This window comes from Neobacillus sp. S1115, assembly GCF_055385565.1.
Map to the genome: position 1 here is coordinate 5808405 of NZ_AP038275.1, position 17680 is coordinate 5826084.

At 39.9% G+C, this 17680-nt stretch carries 11 protein-coding genes; 1 reads left to right on the forward strand and 10 read right to left on the reverse strand.

The genetic code is table 11. The features are described 5' to 3' along the window. Positions 1-244 precede the first annotated feature (244 nt). The 9 genes from ACZ5B7_RS28335 to ACZ5B7_RS28375 all read right to left on the reverse strand — a co-directional run bounded on the left by ACZ5B7_RS28335 (position 245) and on the right by ACZ5B7_RS28375 (position 14908). Positions 245-1459: a benzoate/H(+) symporter BenE family transporter gene (locus ACZ5B7_RS28335; protein WP_464491899.1), complete on the reverse strand. Its 1215-nt coding sequence runs from the start codon at positions 1457-1459 to the stop codon at positions 245-247. Between the two features lie 309 nt (positions 1460-1768). Beyond that, complete coding sequence (locus ACZ5B7_RS28340) at positions 1769-2512, reverse strand: GGDEF domain-containing protein (RefSeq protein WP_464491900.1); 744 nt, start codon at positions 2510-2512, stop codon at positions 1769-1771. A gap of 113 nt (positions 2513-2625) precedes the next feature. Next, positions 2626-4734, reverse strand: coding sequence for a sensor domain-containing protein (locus tag ACZ5B7_RS28345; protein WP_464491901.1), 2109 nt, complete (start codon positions 4732-4734; stop codon positions 2626-2628). Next, on the reverse strand, positions 4685-4939 hold the full coding sequence (locus ACZ5B7_RS28350; RefSeq protein ID WP_464491902.1) for an aspartyl-phosphate phosphatase Spo0E family protein: 255 nt from the start codon (positions 4937-4939) through the stop codon (positions 4685-4687). Before ACZ5B7_RS28350 ends, ACZ5B7_RS28345 begins: the two co-directional genes overlap by 50 nt. Before the next feature lie 191 nt (positions 4940-5130). After that, positions 5131-5973 carry a CheR family methyltransferase gene (locus ACZ5B7_RS28355; RefSeq protein WP_464491903.1) on the reverse strand — a complete coding sequence of 281 codons (843 nt, stop codon included), beginning with the start codon at positions 5971-5973 and terminating at the stop codon, positions 5131-5133. Positions 5974-6011: 38 nt separating this feature from the next. Next, on the reverse strand, positions 6012-9245 hold the full coding sequence (locus ACZ5B7_RS28360; RefSeq protein WP_464491904.1) for a response regulator: 3234 nt from the start codon (positions 9243-9245) through the stop codon (positions 6012-6014). Positions 9246-9289: 44 nt separating this feature from the next. After that, positions 9290-11818 carry an EAL domain-containing protein gene (locus ACZ5B7_RS28365; RefSeq protein ID WP_464491905.1) on the reverse strand — a complete coding sequence of 843 codons (2529 nt, stop codon included), beginning with the start codon at positions 11816-11818 and terminating at the stop codon, positions 9290-9292. 414 nt (positions 11819-12232) lie between these two features. Continuing rightward, complete coding sequence (pruA, locus tag ACZ5B7_RS28370) at positions 12233-13864, reverse strand: L-glutamate gamma-semialdehyde dehydrogenase (RefSeq protein ID WP_464491906.1); 1632 nt, start codon at positions 13862-13864, stop codon at positions 12233-12235. Between the two features lie 69 nt (positions 13865-13933). After that, entirely contained in the window at positions 13934-14908 is a 975-nt protein-coding gene (locus ACZ5B7_RS28375; protein ID WP_464491907.1) for a proline dehydrogenase family protein, read from the reverse strand. A 226-nt stretch (positions 14909-15134) separates the two neighbouring features. Between ACZ5B7_RS28375 and ACZ5B7_RS28380 the strand changes: the two genes are divergently transcribed. After that, positions 15135-16700: a sigma-54 interaction domain-containing protein gene (locus ACZ5B7_RS28380; RefSeq protein WP_464491908.1), complete on the forward strand. Its 1566-nt coding sequence runs from the start codon at positions 15135-15137 to the stop codon at positions 16698-16700. Between the two features lie 99 nt (positions 16701-16799). On the opposite strand, the gene ACZ5B7_RS28385 is transcribed toward ACZ5B7_RS28380, so the two are convergent. Then, a complete protein-coding gene (locus ACZ5B7_RS28385; protein ID WP_464491909.1) occupies positions 16800-17516 on the reverse strand; it encodes a UTRA domain-containing protein in 717 nt (238 codons plus the stop codon). Positions 17517-17680: the final 164 nt, after the last annotated feature.

Below are 17680 nucleotides of genomic sequence, written 5' to 3' on the forward strand. Positions count from 1 at the left end.
CGGAAAGTATATCCAAATAAATGGTAATTAATTCGGAAAGGTCATTAAAAAATTACCTAGGCTGGCTCTCCGCCTGGATTTTTGGAGGCATGGGGACGGTTCTAAGCATGGAACGGGGCATGGGAACGAGGCATGGGGACGGTTCTAATGCATCATTTTTTGGAATTCAAATAGAAATGAGGCATGAGAACCATCCTCTGCCTCACCCTAAATTTTGAAGCACGAGAACCGTCCCCATGCTTCATTATTTCTCAACAGTCTTCGCAATCACAGCCCCAAAAATAAGTGCCCAAACAGGCGCGCTGATGTGGAGAAAGGAAACCTGCGACAGAGCTATTAGAAATGCAGCTAATGCACTTAGGCGGTAGCGGTTTCCGGAAAACCCTTGCTGCAAACTGGAATGCAGCACCCCGATTAAGGCAAAGCCGGCCAGCAGCGACACAAATGCCTGAGGCAAGGATTGGATAAAGGGCACGATTTTCCAAGCAAAAATACCAAATAACATCACGAAAATCCCTGACAAAACAGATCCAGCATATCGTTTTGATTTTTCGCCTGAATCAGGGCCAGCGCATATGGCCGTCATCATGCCGGCAATGTTCGCACAATGGCCGCCGAAAAACCCCGTGATGCTTGAAAACACTCCGCTAATGGTGACAATTTTACGGATGGGTGGGTCAAAATCCTCGCTTTCCAAGGCGCCTATTCCCGGTGCCGCATCATTGCTGAGGACTAACATCGCCAGCGGGAGGGCCAAGGTCAATACCCCCATCCATGAGAATTCCGGAGCATGCAGTGACGGCAAGGAAAAAGGAATTCCCTGTGAACTCAAGTCGAGATCCTGTGTGAAAAAAAGGGCAACAAACGCCGCAGCTACCGCTGCCATGACGGCAGGAATCCGCTTGCTGTATTTGGTGCATACAAAAAAGCTGACCAAGGCAGCCAACCCGACCACCGGCATTTCTTGAATAGCTGGGATCAGTTTCACCACATATCCAGTGACCAATCCTGCCAGCATCGCCGATATCACTTCCTTCGGCACCCATTTGATGATTTTTGTAAAAAGACCCGACATGCCAACGATTAGGATCGTAAGCCCCGACAGCACATATCCGCCGATGAGTTCCGGAAAGGTAAAATGGGCCGTAACCGTTGCTAGGAAAGCTACACCCGTGATGGAATGGCCGCCGGTGATCGGCTTTCGAAAAAGAAGAGCCATCAAAACGCCAACTACACCGGGAAAAAAATTAGCGGCAAACATCCAGGTAATTGTTTGCTCATTGGTAAAACCCCCGGCGGCTGCAGCCTGCAAAATAATTAACGCCGGTCCTGTCATAAGCAATGTGCTGGAAATAAGACCTGATGATAGATTTTGACTATTAATATCGTGAAGAAAAGATTTTCTTTTTCTATTGGACTGTAAACGAACACTTTCATCTAATTTTCCTGGTAATCCCATCTGCCTTCCACATGTCCTCTCTTTTTATACTATTATTAAAAAGGTAGGCTAATATATTTCGATTGTCAAACTTTTTGGAATAGTTCATCAGTTTTTGAGGCACGGGGACGGTTCTCATGCATCATCGTGGAGTGAGTGAGGCACAAGAACCGTCCCCATGCATCAGCGGAGTGAGTGAGGCACAAGAACCGTCCCCATGCATCATCGCGGAGTGAGTGAGGCACAAGAACCGTCCCCATGCATCACCCACTCAAATAAAGGCGAACAGTGTTTTAACTGTCCGCCAAGATTTATCATTATTTAGTCCATTTAAGAGACAAGATTTACTGTATTCTTTCCAGCCGATTTTGATTTATACATGGCTGAATCTGCAAGTTTAAGTATTGAAGCGGGAGTGTCTTCTGGTTGGCACATAGCAATGCCGATGCTTGCGGAGATTTTACAATCGTGTACGCTTATCTGCAGGAGGTTTAAGATCCGATTTGCTTCAGCTTCTGCTTGGTGTAAGCTAACACCTCTAAGCAATACTGTGAACTCATCACCTCCAAGACGGCCTACAAAAGTACCCTCATTTTCTATTTCTAGTAGTTTTCGGGAAACCTCTATTAAAAGTTGATCCCCAACCTCGTGGCCATATCGGTCGTTCACCCTTTTAAAGCCGTCCAAATCAATAAACATTAAATAGGATTGGTCCTTTTTCTTTAAGGCATTTTCTAACTCCCTTATAAAGTAATGTCTATTGGGAAGTCCTGTTAAAGAATCGTATAAAGCCATTTTGGTTAGTTTTTCATTTAACTCCTGTATTTTTAGCTGCCTATTTATGAGTTTCTCCGCTAATGCCCCAACCCCAATCGAGCAAGAAAGGGTAATCAACGAAATCCCAATATGCAATGCGGCGGTCTCATCAATCACATCTTCACTGTGGAATTTTTTCTCATAAAAGAACCAGATTAGATGATAGGCATTGACGATGATTCCAGCAAAAACACCGCCATACAACCCTAAATAATAGGAAAAGATGAAGCACGGGATAAGCAATGCAAACCAAGACATATCATCAATATAAAACCTTTCATAATCATCTAAAGAATCGGGTATGAGTATAATAAACACACATAACAAAAGAAGGGGTAACGGAATTTTCCGAGTATTTATCGACAAACTTTTCAAGTGTTAATCCTCCGCCAATCATTGCTCTTAGATAGAAGTTGGGAAAACGCAGCTACATCCACAGGCTTACTAAACAGATATCCTTGAATCAGACTACATTTGTGCTTTAATAAAAAAGTAAGTTGTTCTTCTGTTTCAACCCCTTCAGCTACCACCTTTATTTTTAGTTCTTGTGCCAAATAAAGGATTGATTTGATGATCGCTTCATCATCAAAACTAGAATGAATAGCATTAATAAAAGAACGATCAATTTTTAAAAAATCCACTTTAAATTTTTTCAAATAATTAATCGAGGAGTACCCTGTCCCGAAATCATCTAAGGAGATCGCAATACCACTCTCTTTTAAAGCATTGATGGTCGCTAAAACTTTTATTTCATTTTGAATAAGGGATGTCTCGGTAATTTCAAACTCCAACCATTTCGGATCGATGTTGGTTTCAGCTAGTATCATTTGCAATTTGCTAACGAGATCGTCTTTTAAAAAACGTTTCGCACTAATATTGATCGATATGGGAACGATTGTATTTCCATCCTCCAACCATTGTTTAATTTGCTTACAAACCTCAAGCATCACCCAATCCCCTAAATCAATAATTAAATTCGTTTCTTCTGCTAATGGAATAAAATGATCAGGAGGAAGAATTCCCCTTTCAGGATGGTTCCAGCGAATCAAAGCCTCGGCTCCCTTAATTTTCCTGGACTTTGGGTCCACTTTCGGCTGATAATAGAGGACGAATTGTTCTTCTTGAATAGCTTTTATTAAATCGTTGACCATCAGAAATTGCTGATGAAATTCAGTTGTCATCGAAGGAGTGTAAAACTGAATATTGTTTTTTCCTAGTCCTTTTGCGCGAGATAAAGCAATATCTGTATTGGCGCATAAATCATCCATGGACCTGCCATCACGTGGAAAAATGCCGATTCCAATACTGGTCGTAATGTGTAAGTGATAATCTTGAATGATAAATGGGGACTCAAATTCCCTTTGTATTTTTAATGCCACTTCATTTGAGGCTTCCGGATGACAATTCGTTAGAATAATGGCAAATTCATCGCCGCCGAGTCTTACTAACAGATCATTTTCAGTAAGATGGCGACCCAATCTTTTTGCTGCTTCTTTTAGAAGTTGATCTCCTCCAGAATGTCCTAATGTATCATTCACAAACTTGAAGCGGTCCAAATCCAAATAAAACAATACAAACTCTTCCTTATGTTTTCTTACCAAATGCCCTAATTTCTCCTCAAATAGCCTTCTATTTGGCAAATCGGTTAAATAATCGTGATAGGCATAAAAATTAATCTGATCATATTCTAATTTCTTGTTATGAATATCAGTAACTAGACCATCTAGACGTACTAAGGCTCCATCGGAGTCTAAAATGGGAAATGTCCGGGCCTCGACCCATTTTATCTTTCCCGACGAATCCACAATACGGTACTGATATATACAGTTTTTTCCCTTTTGGAGTTCCTTCTGGTTTTGTTCAAAAGTCTGTAAATCTTCAGGATAAATCAGTTCTTTCCAATTGCGGGAACCATTCATAAAATCTTCTTTTTTGATTCCTGATAAAGTTTCAATGCCTGAAGAAACATAAACAACTTTACGAGCACGGATATCCCAAGACCAAACACCTAAATGTAGGCTTTCATAAATTTGTTGAAATTGTGATTCCGTTTCCTTTAACCGTGTCTCAGTCTGAATAAGTCTTGAAATATCTTTTGCAATTCCATAAATACCTACTACTCTACCATTGGTAAACATAGGAATATTGGTAATGGTAACATCGACATGATATCCGTCTTTATGAATACAGCTGCAATTATATTGTTGTACGTGTCCATCTACAGCAAGTTGAAAATGACGCGATACCCGTTCCAGATCTTCTTTTTTAACAAATGCATGGTATGGCCCATGCATCTCATGTGAGGAGTACCCTAGAAAGCCTTCTATATTATCATTGCAGCTTAATAAATTTCCCATTATATCCATTGTGTAAATGGTATCAGGATAATGACGGAATAATGATTGATAAATATTTTGTTTATAAAAATCATCAGAGGATATCGATTGGTGTGTGGTCTTTGTAATTTGAAGTAAGCTCACTAACAGTTCTCCTCATATCAAGATTTTTGTGGTCATTTCTATTTAGAGGTAAATGATTTAATAATTGAATTTGAAAAATTAATTCATCTAGTTCTCTACTGCATTTCAACACTGTCGGACTGGAAAAGCCATATAAATAAACAAGACTTTCTAACTTGTTTTTCAGTTCTGTAATCTGTTCTAAGATCAATGAGGCATTATCCATTTTTTCCTCCACTTTTACTATAACTGCTTTATTTTTATAGTTTCATTATGAAATAACAGGAAAAAATAAAATATCACCAAACCTTCCCAATATGAACAATCATAAAAATAAGGAAGGTCTTCCTATATACAAACAGTCCTAACTACCCGTATTTTCCTTCAAAAAAAAAAAGGCCAATTCTGGCCCTTATTTCAGTTTATCTTTTTATATAATTTCTGACTGCTGCTAATGTTTTCATAGCAGTCGGCTTTCATTGTGTGGTTAATTGTCTCTTTATCACCGAGGCCAAGAATCCCCAACATTCCCAAACTTTCATAAAAGAGGGAATGGACTTTATCTTGCAGGTTTTTATTAAAATAAATTAACACATTTCTGCAGAGAATGACATGAAATTCATTAAATGAATGATCTGTCACTAAATTATGCTGGGCAAAGACGATATTCTTGGAAAGAAACGGATGGAATTTCACACCGTTATTGATGACCTGATAATAGTCAGAAAAAGCTTTTTTTCCACCCGCTAAAATATAATTATTCGTATATTTCCTCATCTGTTCTAACGGAAATACCCCTGATTTGGCAATTTTTAATACTTCCGCATTGATGTCGGTGGCGTAAATCTTGGTCTTTTCATAGATGCCCTCTTCATGGAGCAGCATTGCCATGGAATACACTTCTTCACCAGTCGAGCAACCTGCATGCCAGATCCGAATCGAAGGGTATGTCCGCAATTGGGGAACAACCTTTTCTCTGAAGTCAAGAAAAAACATGGGGTCGCGAAACATTTCTGTCACATGAATCGAGAAGTCCGAAATGAGCCTTTTTAAACAAGCAGGGTCATGTAAAATCTTTTCTAACAACCCAGTAATACTTGAAAGTTTTTCGGCATGGACCCTATGCCAGATTCTCCTTCGGATCGATTTATAAGCATAGTTTCGAAAGTCATAGCCGCACCATGTGTATAAACCTTGTAATAACAAATCGATTTCAAGTTTTTCTAAATCCTGTTGGGATTCTGTCGAATGATTACTCATAAGCCCTCTCAATCATTATTCTAGCTTCACCAAGAATATTATTTTTTATTGTATAGCCATACCCTTATCAGAGAAATCAGTTGATCCGGGTCAAAAGGCTTCACAATATAATCAGACGCTCCTGCCTTTATACATTTTTCTCGATCTTCCTTCATCGCCTTTGCCGTTAGGGCAATGATAGGTAAAGAAGAGTATTGCGGCTTTTCTCTTATTCTTTGAATGGCTTCATATCCATCCATTTCAGGCATCATGATATCCATCAATACCAAATCAAAACCAGGACCTTTTTCTAAAATTTCAATACCTTCCTTGCCATTCTCGGCAAATGTAATATCCATATGATAAGTTTCGAGTAAACTCATTAACGCGTAGACGTTTCGGACGTCATCATCCACGAGAAGAATCCTCTTTCCCTCAAGCTCCTTCTGAACCGTAACTTGATCGGCAGTGTCCGCGTTCCCATTTTCTTCCTCCTTTTCGCTTTCGGAATGCAAATATAATTCTAATTCATCCATTAACCTTTGCGGTGAATGTTGATCTTTGATAATGATGGTATTCGTGTATTTTAATAAATGGATCTCTTCTTTCGCAGTTAAGTCACGGCCCGTGTAAATAAATACGTGTAACTGTTCGTTGTCAGGGCTGGTCTTAATTTTTGCTAATAAATCCATTCCATTTGTATCTGTTAATCCTAAATCAAGGATCATAAAATCAAACTTGTTTACCTTTAACTCTTCCATTGCCTCCAAACCCGTTGAGACAGCTTTGATGACGACATTTTTTGCACCGACCAATTCCATTAAACTATTGCGTTGTCTCACATCATCATCGACTATCAAAAGCCTTTTTATCGGTTGATTGACATCTAACGTAAGGTCTTTTTCAGGTACACTGGTGGGTTCACTTATTTCCTCTCGCTTTACATTTGTAGATTCAATCGTTACGGCCACCTCTTTCAAGGGCTTAACCTGTTTTTGTTCCTTGGCCTCCTCTTGAAAATCCGCTACATAAAAAGAAAATCTGCTTCCCTTCCCCTGTTCACTTTCAACCACAATTTCGCCGTTTAAAAGATTGGCGATTTCTCGACAAATGGACAAACCTAATCCGGTTCCGCCAAACCTCCGACTCGTCGTACCGTCAGCTTGCTGGAAGGCTTCAAAAATAAGCTCCTGCTTATCATCTGGAATCCCAATCCCGGTATCAACGACAGAAAAAACATACGTCGGCTGCTGGACGATGTTAGGGGACAATCCAATCTCAAGCCTTACCTCACCTTGATTCGTGAACTTAAAGGCATTGGACAAGAGATTTTTTAGAACCTGCTGTAACCTTTGTTCGTCACTAATTAGTGATAGCGGCAGATCATCCTGTAAAGAAATGTGGAAGTTTACGTTCTTTTCATCTGCGATGGGCCTAAAACTATTTTCCACAAACTCTACTAGATCACTAATCAGTACTTTACCTGGATTCACCCTCATTTTTCCTGATTCAATTTTTGCCAAATCTAAAATATCATTTATAAGTACCAATAAATCACGGCCAGAAGAATGAATCGTCTTTGAAAAATTTACCTGTTTTTCGGTAAGGTTCCCCCCCGAATTTTCCGCAAGCAATTTAGAAAGAATCAACAAACTATTTAATGGCGTTCGAAGCTCGTGGGACATATTGGCCAGAAATTCGGATTTATATTTGGAGCTTAACGCGAGCTGCCTTGCCTGTTCTTCCAGCTCAGCACGGGCACGTTCTACTTCCCTGTTCGTCCATTCAAACATTTGATTCTTCTCTTCTAATATGGCTGCCTTTTCGATCAATTCCTTATTGGTTTGTTCCAATTCTTCCTGCTGATACTGCAGTGTTAGCTCTGATTGTCTTAGTGCTTGTGTTTGTTCCTCTAACTCTTCATTTGTAGCTCTGAGTTCCTCCTGCTGTGCCTGTAACTCCTCAGATTGTGCCTGAACCTCTTCCGTTAACATTTGGGATTCTTGCAGTAATTGAGCAAGTCGAATTCTTCCATACACACTCTCAAGAATAATCCCTAAACTCTTCGCGATTTCGTCCAATAATCCATTCTGTTCCTCCGTTAAAGCTTTAAAGGATGCAAGTTCTAATACCGCTTTTACTTCGCCTTCAAACAGAATCGGGAAAATAGAAAGATATAAAGGTGCTCTTTCCCCCACACCAGTTTTTATTTGTATATAGTCTGATGGGACATCTGTAAGAATAATGGGAGCTTTCTCAATGGCAGCCTGTCCGATGAGTCCCTCCCCAAGTTTAAATGTAATGGGATGCTGTTTATCGTTCATTTTTCCATAGGATGCAAGCAAGGTAAGGGACGTATCTTCCTTGCCGTACAGGACCGCATGACAGGAGTCAAGTAAAGGTACAGCCTTTGAAAGAAACGTTTGAGACAGTGTTTCTAGATTTTGTATACCACTTAAACTAGTGGTAATGTCCGCAATATTTGACTTTACCCAGAGCAAACTTTGTTCACGCATTCTTTGTTCCGCCAACGACTGCACCATCGTATTAAAAGAACGAGCGACTTCACCAACCTCATCATTGGATGTTACTTCAACCTTTGTGCGAAGATCAACCTTTCCAGTTGCGACATTTTCCATGACATTCGAAACTTTACTTAACCGATTCGCAAATTCCCACACGATACGGACGATATAACTGGATGAAAGAACAATGGCGATCAAGCTAATAAGACTGGTGATCGCTATTTGCCACTTGAAGCTTTTGGTTGAATCAACAAAAGATACGCTCATGTTGGTTTCAAAATGCTTGGTAAAGACTGAAATTTCCTGAAAAAGCTTGTCATGAATGGAACGCCCGTTGTTATCGATTATCTGAATCGCTGCAGCCTTATCACCTTTAGCATTAAGTTCGATTACTTTATCTTTATAAACATTAAATTCAATAATAATTTCCTTTAGATTATGGACCATATCTATTTGCTCGCTGGTATTGACTTTGGATTCCAACAAGGTAAGATCCTGACTCACTCTTTCACTTAACATTTCAACATGATCCAATTCCTTTTGAATCGAAGCTTTGTTAGTGAAAAGGACCACATTTCTTAAACCAATGGCCTCATCTTTTATTTCCTTTTGGATTTTTGTTGCTAACAATGCCTTCTCATAATTGAGTTGAGTAAGCTCCGTCAATTTCGTCAGATTTTGAATCTGTAATAACCCAAAAACGATGATGAGAAGAACAATGATTGGTTTACTGCTAATTCCCAGAATTAGCTTCGTTTTGAATTTCATAAAGAGCTCCTCGCACTAAATTTTACATGCTGAATGTCCTTATCTTATGCTTTAAGATTCTCACCCTCTTCAATACATGTTTGGTATACCTTTGCCATAGCCTGCAGGCGGTCATTGACGGCTAGTTTTTGAAAAATCCGTGTAATATGATTTTTTACTGTATGTTCACTAATAAATAACGCATCTGAAATTTCTTTATTGCTTAACCCATTTACTAAAAGCTTAAATACATCCATTTCTCTTGATGAAATAGCGTATAGTTGTTCAGTACGAAGCAGTGCTGCATCGAGAAGCGATGCACTTGAAAACCCACCGGAAGCTTCCACATGTCCACTCGTTAATTCCCCTTTATTATTCTTTTCCTTCTTTTCAAAACGGATAATTCCCTTGCGGTTCGTTGCTTTAGAGAGAGCCGGAACAAGAAACGCTTCGAATTCGGCAGCAGGTACAGGAGGAGAATAAAGGTAACCCTGGGCTTCGTCACATTGGTATTTTTTCAGAAAATCTAACTGTTCCTCTGTCTCAACACCCTCAGCAACCACCGACATATGAAGTCCGTGAGCTAACGAAATAATTGAAGAAATGAGCGTTTGGCTATGAGAAGCATCTTTGGAAATATCGCTTATAAAGGATCGATCAATTTTTATGGTATGGACAGGGAAACGCATGAGATAGCTTAATGAGGAATAACCTGTTCCAAAGTCATCGATACTGATCCGAATTCCCCATTTTCTAAGTTGGTTTAATGTTCTTGTGATAATCTCTTCATTTCCCAATATGGTTGATTCGGTAATTTCAATTTCTAACCATTCTGGGCCTAGTTCCGTTTCCTTTAAAATTTGCTGAATGTTGCCAACCAAGTCTTTTTGTAAAAATTGTTGGGCTGAGAAATTCACTGATATTTGAATGGGGGCATATCCTGCTTGCTGCCAAGCTTTATTTTGCAGACAAACAGACTTAAGTACCCAGTCGCCAAATGCCATTATGTCCCCCGACTCTTCTGCCAGCGGGATAAATTCTGCAGGAGAGACAGGGCCCCAATTCGGATGATTCCATCTTAATAAGGCTTCGGCATTTCTAACTTTACCCGTTTCAATATCTACTCGAGGTTGATAAACAATGGATAACTCCTCACGTTCGATTGCTTTTCGCAAGTCGTTCCTTAAAATAAAGTTCTTATATGATTGGATATTCATCCCGGAATGGAATACCTTATATCTATTTTTCCCTTGTTCTTTTGCACGATAAAGGGCTGCATCTGCGTTCCTCATTAATACTTGAGCATCCTCTCCGTCGTAGGGAAAGACACTAATTCCTATAGACGTGGTCATGTATAATTCATAGTTATCAATAAAGAATGGCTCTTTATAAACCTCTAAAATAGTCTCTGCTAGTTCAAGAGCGCTTTCTCGGTCCGTATCCGGTAAGAGAATCGTGAATTCGTCTCCGCCTAACCTTGCCACTAAGTCCTGGGCTCTTACAGTGGCCGAAAGTCTTTTGGCGATTTCCAGCAGCAATTTATCCCCTACAATATGCCCGAGTGAATCATTAATATATTTAAATCGGTCCATGTCCAAATACATCATCGCTAAAGGTTGATTAGACTGCCTGCCTTTATTTAGCATGAACGTTAATTGTTCGTTGAATAATCTTCTATTTGGCAGCTCTGTCAAACTGTCGTAATAGGCCATATGGGTAATCTTTTCCTGATCATGCTTCTTCTTGGAAATATCCCGAATCGTAACAGCAATAAGACAGCGATTCTGTACATATCTTTTACCAATTTGTATTTCGGCAGGAAAGACTGTTCCATCTTTTCTAGTAGCCTTAATCTCTTCCAGATTGTCATGACCTGATAGATAACTTACATTCTTTATCGTATTTAATAAACTATTAATATACTTAGTGGATTCCTCAGCTAAAAATAGCTCCAATACACTTTTTCCGATTATTTCATGCTCATGATATTGAAACATTCCTTTAATGGCCGGGTTGACTTTTAAGATCCTCCCACTTTCATCAATGACAAGCATGGTATCAATGGAGGTTTCACTGATCACATTTGCTAATGCTTCGGAAATGCGCAATTGAGAAGTCAAATTCGACAGCTCCTCATTAGCCTTTTCTAATTCCTTTGTTTTCTCCGTAAGAATAGCCGCTTGCTGTCTCAGCTGCTGATTTAATTTATAAATCTCAATAAAACGTTCGACTTTTGCTTTTAAAATAGTAGGTTCGAGAGGTTTCAGAATATAATCAATAGCACCGAGGGAATATCCGGTAAAAATATGTTCAGAATCCATATTGTTGGCGGTAATAAAAAGAATGGGAATGTTTTTCGTCTTTTCGCGTGCTTTAATAATCTTGGCTGTCCCGAAACCGTCTATACCGGGCATTTGTACATCTAGCAAGATTGCCGCAAAATCATGCCTTAGCAGGCATTTTAGTGCCTCCTCACCCGAAGATGCTTTTATCAAATTGTAATCTTCATGCTCAATAATCGCTTCCAAAGCTAATAAATTCTCGGGTCTATCATCGACTAATAGGATATTTATTTTACTATCAATGCTCATCATAATCCTCCCCTCTTGTAACAGGACCAAAAGGTATTCTTTATAAGTAATAAATTAGTATTATTCCGGTTAACACTATGTAGGTAGTGTTAACTATCATTTTACTTATTATTACAAAATTCGGATCATATTAACATAGTTTCGACAAATTTAGACAACGACAATTGTAGCCGATTTCCCTTTTTAGCAGACTAAGAGCCTGATTAAATTATGATAAATCGGACAAAAAATAAATATCACCTGTTATTCCTATCTTTTTCATTCCCGAAAAAAAGGGAATATACTCCTAGTAGTGATGCATAGGGACGGTTCTCTTGCCTCATTGTGAGGCAGAAGAACCGTCCCCAGCTCCACAAATCTAGTAAAATAAAAAAGAGGTTGAAACCAAATCAGTTCAACCTCTTTTTTACATATAAATTATTCCGCATCCATAAATGGATAAGCAATATCTACAGTTGGTGCAAAGTTTTCTTTGATCACGCGAGGGCTTGTCCAGCGGATCATGTTAAAGACAGAACCTGCTTTATCGTTTGTGCCAGAACCACGAGAACCGCCAAATGGCTGCTGGTTAATCATCGCACCAGTTGGTTTATCATTGATATAGAAGTTTCCAGCTGCGCCGGATAAGCGATTTTCTAAATGAAGAATGGCCCCGCGATCTTGGGCAAAGATCGAACCTGTTAAGGCATACATAGAAGCTGTATCTACTGCATGCAATGTTTCTTCTAATTGATCATTTTCATAAACATAGATGGTTAAGACTGGTCCAAAAATTTCTTCTACCATTGTCTTAAAGTTTGGATTGGTTGTCACAATGATCGTCGGTTGAACGAAATAACCAACAGAATCATCATAAGTTCCGCCAGCAATAATCTCTGCTTCTTCAGAAGCTGCAGCATAATCGATATAGCTTGTAATTGAATCAAAAGCAGGTTTATCAATAACTGCACCCATGAAGTTTCTAAAGTCGCGGACATCTCCAACTTTAAGCTTTGCTGTTTCTTCCACTAAACCAGCCTTTACTTCTTCCCACATGCTAGTTGGAATATAAGCACGAGAGGCTGCTGAACATTTTTGACCTTGGTATTCAAAAGCACCACGAACTAAGTTCACTACTACTTTGTCTGCTTGTGCCGTTTCGTGAGCAAATACAAAGTCTTTACCGCCTGTTTCCCCAATTAAACGAGGATATGATTTATAGTTTGCAATATTTCCCCCCACTGTCTTCCAAATAGTCTGGAACGTACTTGTTGATCCAGTAAAATGGAATCCAGACATCCGAGGGTCTGTTAATACCACTTCAGATACTTGTGAACCACGAGAAGGCACGAAATTGATGACGCCTTTTGGTAATCCGGCTTCTTCTAAAATGCGCATAAAGTAATAGTTTGCAAGTATAGAAGTTGTTGCTGGCTTCCAGACGACAACGTTCCCCATCATTGCAGGAGCTGCTGGCAAGTTTCCGCCAATAGCTGTGAAGTTAAATGGAGAGATCGCCAATACAAAACCGTCTAATGGACGGTAATCTAAACGATTCCATACATTCTTCATACTTTCCGGTTGAATTTGATAAATTTGATTCGCATAATCAACGCCAAAACGTAAGAAATCTGCTAATTCTTGGGCAGCATCAATTTCAGCTTGAATAGCTGTTTTGGATTGTCCTAACATGGTCGCAGCATTCATGACATCACGGTATGGACCAGAGATTAAATCAGCAGCTTTTAAGAAAATAGCGGCGCGATGTTCCCAGGCCATATTTGCCCATGCTTCTTTGGCAGCCATCGCCGCTTCTACAGCATCACGCAGCTCTTTTTCTCCGGCTTGTGAATAGTTTGCTAAAATATGTTGATGGTCATGTGGCATAACCACTTGCTTCACCGTATCTGTCTTAATATTTTCGCCATTAATAATCACAGGAATATCGACTACAATTTCAGATTGACGTTGTAATTCTGCTTTTAATGTTTCCCGCTCTTTTGTGCCTGGAGCATATGTATTGCCCGGCTCATTTGCAGGTGTTGGGATTTTAAAAATTCCGTTACTCATTCTCTAACATTCCTTCCTTTTAATGAAATAAAAAATTATACAAGTATATTAATAGAACGAATGACTTGGTTAATTTTTTTTGCTGACTCTTCCAGCTATAAACGCACCTGCACCAATTCCCAATAGGGTGTTGGTTCTCTTATTAAACACTTGTTTAAACACAAGATTTAAATTCTGTGGACGCTCAGCCAGACGGCGCATGAAATAGCCGTACCAATCCTTTCCGAATGGCACATAGGTACAGAAGTTGAATCCTTCTTTCGCAAGCTCCAACTGTAAATCTTTCCTGAATCCATAGAGCATTTGAAATTCATATTTATCCTTTGGAATTTGATGTTTCTTTGCAAATGCTTTTACATGATCAATAATCCGATGATCATGTGTGGCGATGGACGTAAACTTTCCGTTCAGCAAGTGGTATTCGATGAGCCGGATATAGTTCTGGTCAATTTCCCTTTTATCCTGATACGCTAAGTTTTCAGGTTCTTTATAGGCCCCTTTTACAATTCGTAACCGGTAGTCCTTGTATCTTTTGATATTTTCCTCAGATTCATAGAAGTAAGCCTGAATGACCGTCCCAATATTATCATAGTCCACGGATAGTTCATCAATAATGTCAAAGGATGGTTTAAGGTGGCCGTAATCTTCCATATCAAAGTTGATAAAGATGTTATACTCATGGGCTAGCGCTACAATCTCCCTTAGATTATCCAAGCAAAACGTGTATTCAATATCTAACCCAAGCTGAGTAGGCTTTAGGGAAATATGGGCATCTAAGTTATTGTCATGAATAGCCTCTATAACCGCTAGGATTTGTTCCTTTGCCTCTAGTGCCTCTTCTTTCTGAAAAACAAATTCACCCAAATTGTCAATGGTTGCGGAAATCCCATGAGCATTCAAAGCCTTTACACTTTCAACCATTTCTTTAATGTTTGTACCGGCAACAACCGACTGTGCCCCCATTTTCAAGCCCCAGCGTTTAGCTCCACTGTTTAAAGCTTTATTTTGCGAGAGGTAGATAAAAAAATCTCTAGTTAGTCCCATTGTGTGATTCCTCCAATTTTCCGATTGTCATCAAACATGCTATTTCAACAAAAAGTCCGTTTTTGTTTGTACCTATTTATAATGCAAGTATCATGCCAATGCAGAATCCCCTCATAAAAACTGTATCTTCTAAAAGTTATGTACAATTATCTTGTACAAAAGTGTAAACTAAGTGTAAAGAGGTAAACACTTTTGTAAACTATTAAATAATGTGTAAGGTGATGGTATGTTAAAAGAAAAAGTCTCACTAAACTCTCTCTCCATTCCGTTCGAGCAGGATAAAGTCAGTGATAAAGCAAAAAGAATTCCTGCCCATACTTTACTTTCCGAACTTGATCTTAGCTCTCTCCCGCTCCACCAGGATATTGTGTTAATCGATGAGGCTGGGAATCCAGGTGGTATAATACCTTTTGCCATTTTAATAAGAACAATTTTTCAAGAATGGAAGAATCTCACGAAGGTATATCAAACCTTCCTCCGTACCGTTGATGACGCTATTACCGTCGTAGATGCCGCCGGAAATGTCATTGCCTGGAATCCTAAGGCTGAAGAATTGTATGAAACCTCTGCTGAAAAAATCATTGGCGCCCAAATCACCGAATTTTTTAAAAAGGAATCAGTGGTATTAATGTCTACGTTAAATGAAGGCAAAGGAGTCTTCCAACAATACAACCAGCCGAAGGAAGGCGTGCACGTGTTGATCAACACTATGCCGATCATGGACGGGGACAAAGTGATCGGCGGGATATCTGTGGAGCGGAATATTACCGAAATCGTCAGGCTTAACGATGAATTGATCACGACGACTGCCTATATTCAGGACTTGGAGAATCAAATTGAAATCGAGGATACCTTTTATAAAATTAAAGGAAGAAGCCGTGCCATCAAGGATGCCATTACACTCGCCAGAAAAGTAGCCCAGACCGATGCGACTGTAATGATTACAGGGGAAAGCGGGGTCGGAAAAGAACTGTTTGCCCAGGCGATTCATAAAGCGAGTACCCGTTCCGAAGGGCCGTTTGTGGCGATTAACTGCGGGGCCATCCCAGCTGCACTGTTTGAAAGTGAATTATTCGGCTATGAAAAGGGGGCATTTACGGGTGCCGTCAAGGAAGGGAAACGTGGAAAAATCGATGCGGCCAAAAATGGCACTTTGTTTCTGGACGAAATCGGGGAACTGCCGCTCGAGCTTCAAGTAAAACTGCTGCGTGTTCTCCAAGAAAAGCAATATTACCGCGTTGGCGGCACCCAGCCGATTCCGGTTGACGTGCGGATCGTTTCTGCCACCAACCGGGATTTGGAAAAGCTGATCAAGGACGGCCAGTTTCGTGAGGATTTATATTATCGCCTCAATGTCGTGTCGATTCCGATTCCGCCCCTCCGCGAGCGAATTGAAGATCTGCCTGAACTCGTTCAATTATTTTTACAGGAGTCCGCCTTTAAATATAAAAAGCCTATCCCTGATATCGACCCAGAGGTCATGGTCACGTTCATGCATTCGTCCTGGAGCGGCAATATCCGCCAGCTGAAAAATACGATTGAAAGGCTGTTAATCCTGGCAGACGATAATCGCATCACAACAGCCCAGCTGCCAAATGACCTGGTCAGGCGGGATTATCAAACGCCACTCCAAGAAAGGGACAATGTTCACGCAGATGAACGATCAAAGTTAATCCACGCGCTGAAAAAAACCTACGGGAACAAAATGGCCGCCGCCAAATTGCTGGGAATTTCCCGCGTGACACTTTATAACAAACTGAAAAAATATGGTCTACAAGAATCATACAAATAAAACAAAGGCCGGGCTTAAGAAAAACCCGGCCTTTGTCACTGTTAGCATTCAATAAATAAGGATTGCACCCCAGGGAACTGGCGACAATCCTGTATCAACTTATTCAGTAGTAATGGTAAACGAGACCTTATCCGTTGGCAAATACGATTTGGCAAAGTGAATGACTTCACCCTTCTCGTCGTATGCCAGCTTCTCGATTTCATATAAAATATTGTCCTGAGTCAGTTGAAGCAGTTTGGCCTGCTCTACTGTCGGGTAGACGACATTCAATGTTTTATGGTTTTTAACAGCTTTGGTCGAATACCTGTCTTTTATGATGCTATAAATGGAGCTGGCTTCTTTTATATACTGATCCAAATAAGGAAACTTGGTTAAGGAATAATAGCTTGTTTCCAGATGAATCGGATCGTCATTGACTAAGTGGATGCGCCGGATTTCTAATACAGGCTCATTTTCTTGGACATCCAGGATCCCCGACAACCATGTGGATGCCTTCAGGACCTGCGTGGATAGTACCCTTGTTTTGGGCTGTTTTCCGGTCTGGACGAGGAACTCGGAAAATCCGTTAACGGAAACAAGGTCCCGTTTAATCTTTTTCGTGTTCGTCACAAACGTCCCAATTCCATGCTGCTTTTGTACGATCCCTTCCTTCTCGAGCTCGCTGATGGTCCTTCTAATCGTAATCCGGCTGACATTGTACATTTCGCACATTTCCATTTCTGTCGGCAGCTGAGTATCCTTCGCATATTTACCCGTACTAATATCCTTTTTAATTGTTTCTTTCAATTGCACATACAAAGGCTTTGGATTCTTCATTTCTTAATTCCTCTATTCAAAAATATCAACTTATTGTCTTTTTTATTATTAAAATAGAAAATTCATTCTCTCGGTTATTGTCGCTAAACATTAACGCTTAAAGCGCCTTCATAATCATTTAAAGCAACCAACGCGTAAAACTCATGATGAATTTTACCATATAA